The 5860-nt window shown below is 71.7% G+C and carries 5 protein-coding genes; 1 reads left to right on the top strand and 4 read right to left on the bottom strand.

Going from position 1 to position 5860, the window contains the following annotated elements; genetic code table 11:
* Positions 1–153: 153 nt before the first annotated feature.
* The 4 genes from ACWF9Z_RS29745 to ACWF9Z_RS29760 form a co-directional block, all read right to left on the bottom strand.
* Positions 154–1833 carry a carbohydrate binding domain-containing protein gene (locus ACWF9Z_RS29745; RefSeq protein WP_453607061.1) on the bottom strand — a complete coding sequence of 560 codons (1680 nt, stop codon included), beginning with the start codon at positions 1831–1833 and terminating at the stop codon, positions 154–156.
* A 195-nt stretch (positions 1834–2028) separates the two neighbouring features.
* Entirely contained in the window at positions 2029–2856 is an 828-nt protein-coding gene (locus ACWF9Z_RS29750; protein ID WP_453607179.1) for a 2OG-Fe dioxygenase family protein, read from the bottom strand.
* Positions 2857–3069: 213 nt separating this feature from the next.
* Positions 3070–3666: an NADPH-dependent F420 reductase gene (locus ACWF9Z_RS29755; protein WP_453607063.1), complete on the bottom strand. Its 597-nt coding sequence runs from the start codon at positions 3664–3666 to the stop codon at positions 3070–3072.
* A gap of 40 nt (positions 3667–3706) precedes the next feature.
* Complete coding sequence (locus ACWF9Z_RS29760; protein ID WP_453607065.1) at positions 3707–4525, bottom strand: inositol monophosphatase family protein; 819 nt, start codon at positions 4523–4525, stop codon at positions 3707–3709.
* Between the two features lie 145 nt (positions 4526–4670).
* Between ACWF9Z_RS29760 and ACWF9Z_RS29765 the strand changes: the two genes are divergently transcribed.
* Entirely contained in the window at positions 4671–5576 is a 906-nt protein-coding gene (locus ACWF9Z_RS29765; RefSeq protein ID WP_453607067.1) for a LysR family transcriptional regulator, read from the top strand.
* Positions 5577–5860: the final 284 nt, after the last annotated feature.

The following is a 5860-nucleotide window of genomic DNA, read 5'->3' on the forward strand; positions in this document are numbered from 1 at the left end:
CCCTGGGGCCCCCCCAACCACCCGGCCGGCCGGCCGAAGGTTACAGCGGGCCGGCCTGGTGGTCGGCCCCCCCGGTCGGGGCCCCGGGGGGCCACCTCACCGTCCCTCTCGCACCAGCTCAGGATCGGCGGCGGAAGGTCGGCACGGGGCTGGTCAACGGCCTTGAAGGGAACGGACGTTGTCCCCGAAGGTCCAGCCCTTCGAGCCGTCCCAGTTGAGCGACCACGTCATGAGCCCCTTCAGCGAACCGCCGAACGCGTTCCATGACTGGCCGACCAGGCTCGGCGTCATGTGGCCGCCGCCCGCGCCGGGCTGGGCCGGCAGGCCGGGCACCTGCTTGTCGTAGGGCACCTTGATGGTGGTGCCCTGGATGGTCAGGCCGTTGTTCAGGCAGGTGGTCTGCGCGGTGAACCCCTGGACGGTTCCGGCCTGATAGGAATCGCCAGAGCAGCCGTACATGCTGCCGTTGTAGTACTGCATGTTCAGCCACCACAGTCGGCCGTTGTCGGCGTACTTCTTGATGATCGGCAGGTACGAGCCCCATATCGACCCGTAGGTGACGCTCCCGCCGGTGACGTACGCGGTTTCGGGGGCCATCGTCAGGCCGAAGCCCGCGGGCATCTGGGCCAGTACGCCGTCGATGATGCGGATCAGGTTGGCCTGGGAGGAGGACAGCGTGTTGATGTTGCCGCTGCCGGACAGGCCGGTCTCGATGTCGATGTCGATCCCGTCGAAGTTGTACTTCTTCAGGATCGGTACGACGGTCGCCACGAACCGGTCGGCCACCGTGCTGGAGCTCAGGTCGATCCCCGCGGCGGCGCCGCCGATCGACATCAGGATCGTCCCTCCGGCCGCCTTGGCCCGGCACATCTCGGCGGGGGTCGAGACCTTGACGCCGGCGTCCATGCCGTCCTGCCACAGGACGGTGCCGTCCGAGAGGATCACGGGGAAGGCGGCGTTGATGACGTTGTAGCCGTGCGCGGCGATCCGGGAGTCCGTGATGGGCACCCAGCCCATGCCGGGGTGGACGCCGTTCGAGGCGCCGTCCCAGTTCTCCCAGTATCCCTGGAGCACCTTGCCCGACGGCTTGGGCTTCGTGGGGCAGGTGTCCCCCGGCGGCGGGGTGGTGGTCGGCGGGGCCGTGGTCGGAGGCGCGGTGGTGGGCGGGGCCGTCGTGGGAGGCGCCGTCGTGGGAGGCGCCGTCGTCGGAGGCGCGGTGGTCGGCGGGGTCACGGTCGGCGTGGGGTTGGTGCCGCCGGGGCCGGTGAGCGAGACGTCGTCCGCGTAGTACACCGGCTGCCCGTACCAGCCGTGCAGGTAGACGGTCACGGAGGTCGTGCTCGGACCGGCGGTGAAGCTGACGCTGAGTTGACCGTACGACGGGTTGCTCGGCGTCCAGGTGGACGAGGTACCGGTGATGCCGGTGCCGGTGGCGCCGAGGTAGACGTAACTGCCCTGGACGTAAGCACTCAGGGTGTACTGGGAGTTGGGCTGCACACTGATGGTCTGGGTGCACTGGCCGGTGTCCTGGCCGCTCGGCGTGGCCTTCAGCGCAGAGCCGCCGGAACGGACCGGACCGCTGACGGCCGTGCCGGATCCGCTGGAGCAGACCCAGTCGGAGAGTCCGTTCTCGAAGCCGGAGTTGGCCACCAGGTTGGTACTGGCGGCTCCGGCGGCGACGGTGCCGGCCGCGGCCAGGCCGGTGCCGATGACGGCGGCGGCGCTCAGAGCGGCGAGGGAGCGCCGCAGGGTGGTGCGTCCGGGCCGGCCGGGGTCCGGACGGGGGTGGAATACGCCTGGCGGACGCGGAGTGCGTGATCTCCGACGGAACATGGTGCGCTCCCTTCCCGCCGAGCGTCATGGGCATGACAGACACACGCGTGGGGGCGTGACGCCCGGCTCTGGGTGAGGTGGGGACATGTGGGGCTGTGCCGGTCCGGATCGTAGGAGGGATGCCAAGGACGGTCAATAGGTCTGGACCAATAGACCTGAAGACGGCCCGGGCGGCAGACGCGCGAGGACCCGCCGTCAGAGCTGGGGGACGTACGGGGCGATGCCGACGATGATGACGGAGCGTTCGCCCGGCCCTGGATCCGAGCCCGCGCGGACCGGGCCCACGTAGTGGCTGACCCGGTGGTCGTGGACGGCGTAACCCTCCAGCGGGTCGGTGAGGGTGAACCGGGCGTGGATGTCGGCCGTCGGGACCTCCTCGGGACGCAGGCCCGCACTGTCCGCGGTGGCGATGAGGTTCTGACCGCCGGCGACGTTCCTCCGGCCGATCAAGTGGGCGAAGGTGAAGGTACCGGTCGAGCCTCCGTCCTGGTGGAGGCAGTCCGGAGACGAAACGGCGACCTGCCCGGGGTGGTCGACTCCGAGTTTGATCAGGTGGACACCGACCCACAGCGGCCGTCGGCCCAGGTCCTTCAGGCTCAGGACCTGTCCGATGTCCCAGCGCAGGAGCCGCAGCAGCAACGGGTTGGCGCGCAGCGCCTCGGGGAGGCCGGGCAGAGCGCGCCGCGGCCGCGGGGACGCGGGGTCGTGATCGCGGTGGGAGAGCTCGGTGACCGTGCCGTGGACGGGGTCGGCGACTCCGGGAATCCAGGACAGTCCGTCCGTCCACGGCACGTACACGGCGTGGGAGTACCGGCGGAACCGACGGGTGCCGGGGGCGTACGGGTCGGGCGGCAGGTCCGCGCAGACCTCCTGGATGACGGCCATGTCCTCCGCGACGGAGCCGGCCGGGGCGATGCCGAGCTGCTCGGCTCCGTAGCGGGCGAAACCACGCTCACGCAGGCCGTCCATGGCGTCGGCCGGTTCCCTCGTGCCGGAGAGCGACTGTTCGCGGGACTGGGCCATCTTCACGTGTTCCTCCAGCAGGTCGGACCGGTGGCGGCGCGCCGTCGGCCCACGCCACCGACCTTACGCACGCCTCCCCCGCCGTGACCGGGTGGGCGGGCGGTCACGCGGCCGTGGGCCCGACCGGGTACGCGTCGTACGGTACGGCCCGTGGCGCGACGGGGGCCGCGTGCGGGACGGGAACCCGCCGCCCTCGGCGGGCGGGGGCGCACGTCAGCGGGCGAGGGAGAGCGCGAAGGGCGCGAATCCACTGGAGCGGATCACATGGGGCACGAACAGGATGGCGGCCTCCGTGGCGCGGGCGGTCAGGATTCCGCCGAGGTCGGTGATCCACTCCTTCCGCCAGCCGAGGTCAGTGAGCAGGTCGTGGACGGTCTGCTTGGCCTGCGGGTCCTCACCGGAGAGGAACGCGGTCGGCGGCTGGGTGAGCATGGCCGGCGCGGTCATCACCGGGAAGAGCATGGTGTTGAGCGTCTTGACGACGCGGGTCTCGGGGAGCGCGTCCTGGAGCTGTTCGGCGAGGCTGGAGCCGGGGTAGAGCAGGTCGGCGGGCAGTCCGTCCGGGCCGTCGGTGGTGGCGTTCGAGACGTCGACGAGGATCTTGTCCCGCAGATGGGGGCGCAGGGCGGCGAGACGCTCCAGTGAGCCGGCGCCCGGCGTGGCGTTGATGACGATCCGGGCCGTGCGGGCGGCGTCGGCGGCGGCGCCCCGCGCGCGGCCCGCCACGGTGACCTGGTGCCCCGCTCGGGTGAGGGCCGCGGCCAGGTTGCCGCCGACGCGGCCGTTCCCGAGTACTGCGATCTCGTTCATATCGATTCTCTCCTCTGGTCTTTCTGTTTCTCGTCAGGGGTCAGCGGGAGAGCGTCGCGACGGCTTGGGCGTGGATGCCGGGCGCGGTGGCCAGGAAGCTGTCGCTCTGCGGAGTCCAGGGGCGGCCCTCGGCGTCGGAGATCCGTCCGCCGGCCTCCTGGACGAGCAGCGCCCCGGGCAGCAGGTCCGCGCGGGCCCCGGCGAACTGCCAGAAGGCGTCGGTCCTGCCGGCGGCCACGTTCACCAGGTGCAGGGTGGCGGGCACGGAGGTGCGGACGACGAGTGCGTCGGAGAGCATCGCGGTGATCGAGGAGCCGACGCGCCGCACGACCTCCTCGTCCTCGTCGGGCCGGGCCTGGCTGGTGGCGACGATGCCGAGGCCGAGGTCCGCGGTCTCGGAGACGTGCAGGGGCCGGCCGTCGAGGTGGGCGCCGGCTCCGGTGAGCGCGGTGTACGTCTCTCCGGTCACCGGCTGGTGGACCACGGTGAGGACCGGCCGGTTCTCGCGTACGAGGGTGGCGGTGACCGCCCATTCCGGCAGGGCGTGCAGGTGGTTGACGTTGCCTTCGGCCGGATCCACGACCCACCATTCGCCGGGCGGCAGTGCCCCGCCGTCGAGTTCGTCCTCGACCCAGCCGGCGTCCGGGCGGAGTTGTGTGAGGCGGGGGCGCAGGATGTCGAGGGCCGTGTCGTCGTTGGCGGCGAGCGCGCGCATCAGCTCTTCGCGGGTCTGGTGGCGGACCACCTCGCCGAAGCGCTCGAGCAGTGCCGAACCGGCGGCGCGCACGGCGATCACGGTCTGGTCGAGCAGGTCGGCGTCGGAGGCCGTGACGGCGGAGGTCTGAGGCGTTGCGGACATGGTGGTGCTCCTGTCTGAGTGTCCGAGGAGGGCTGTGAACGCGTACCGAGCCGAGCCGCGCGTTCCGTCGTGCGCTTTCGCCTCAACGGTATGGAGGACCAGGATTAACTTCAACTGCATGTCAGGCACGGCTAGGATTACTCACATGCAATTGGATTTGAACCTGCTCACGGCACTCGACGCGCTGCTCGAGGAGGGGAGCGTGGCCGGGGCGGCCGCGCGCCTGCACGTCACCGCCCCCGCGATGAGCCGGAGTCTGGGCCGGATCCGGCGCGCGACCGGGGACCAGATCCTGGTCCGCACCGGACGCACGATGACTCCGACGCCCTATGCGATGGCCGTCCGGGCGCAGGTGCACGAACTGCTGCACCAGGTCCACGGAGTGCTGGCACCGAGCCGTGAACTCGATCTGGCGTCGCTGGAACGCACGTTCACCCTTCGCTGGCACGACTCCCTGGTCGCCCTGAGCGGACCGGCGCTGCTCGCGTCCGTGCGCGGACAGGCACCCGGCGTGCGCTTGCGCTTCGTCGCGGAATCGAGCGTCGACACACCCGGGTTGCGGCGCGGTGAGGTCGATCTGGAGGCGAACGCCAACCCCGCGGGCGCACCGGACATCCGCGCCGAGAACGTGGGCGAGACCCGCCTCGTCCTCATCGTGAGGCGGGGGCACCCCCTCACCCGCGGCAGCGCCCTCACCGCGCAGCGGTACGCCGCCGCCGAGCACGTCACCGTCTCGCGCCGCGGAAACCTCGGCAATGCCCTCGACGACGCTCTCGCGCGGCTCGGCCTCAGCCGCCGCGTGGTGGCGACCGCGCCCACGGAAGCGGCCGCGCTGGCGTTCGCGCGCGACTCCGACCTGGTGATCAGCGTCCCCGAGGCCACCACGCGTTCCGCCGTCGCGGACCTCGGCCTGGTCGTGCTGCCCCTGCCGATCGAACTGCCGTCGGCACCGATATACCTGTCGTGGCATCAGCGCTACGACACCGACACCGCCCACACCTGGCTGCGCGGGCTGGCGCGAAGCGCCCTGGCCCGGTGCGCGACCTCGTAGGCGGGGCGGTCCAGCAGCCTCACCCGCACGTGCATGGAACACGTTCGACCGCCAGGAGCCATGAAGGACGTCCCGGGCCGCCGGCCCAGGACGACGGTCACCGCTCGCACGGCGGAGGGCCCCGGCGATCACCACGCCGGGGCCGTCCGCCGTTCGGATCGCGTGCGCAGCGCCGCCGGCTGCTCCGTCGATCCTCACCCTGTTCCTGGTGCCGCGGGGGGGGTTCGTGGCGGGGGCCGGGGGGCGTTGCTGTGCGGCGCCCATGACACGGGGGGGGTTGGACA

The organism is Streptomyces sp. NPDC054961 (assembly GCF_053609145.1).

What these genes read in the sequence shown, in the direction of transcription:
- ACWF9Z_RS29760 (WP_453607065.1), bottom strand. Translation starts at nt 4,525, where the DNA reads ATGTCCGCAACGCCTCAGACCTCCGCCGTCACGGCCTCCGACGCCGAC.
- ACWF9Z_RS29745 (WP_453607061.1), bottom strand. Translation starts at nt 1,833, where the DNA reads ATGTTCCGTCGGAGATCACGCACTCCGCGTCCGCCAGGCGTATTCCAC.
- ACWF9Z_RS29750 (WP_453607179.1), bottom strand. Translation starts at nt 2,856, where the DNA reads ATGGCCCAGTCCCGCGAACAGTCGCTCTCCGGCACGAGGGAACCGGCC.
- ACWF9Z_RS29765 (WP_453607067.1), top strand. Translation starts at nt 4,671, where the DNA reads ATGCAATTGGATTTGAACCTGCTCACGGCACTCGACGCGCTGCTCGAG.
- ACWF9Z_RS29755 (WP_453607063.1), bottom strand. Translation starts at nt 3,666, where the DNA reads ATGAACGAGATCGCAGTACTCGGGAACGGCCGCGTCGGCGGCAACCTG.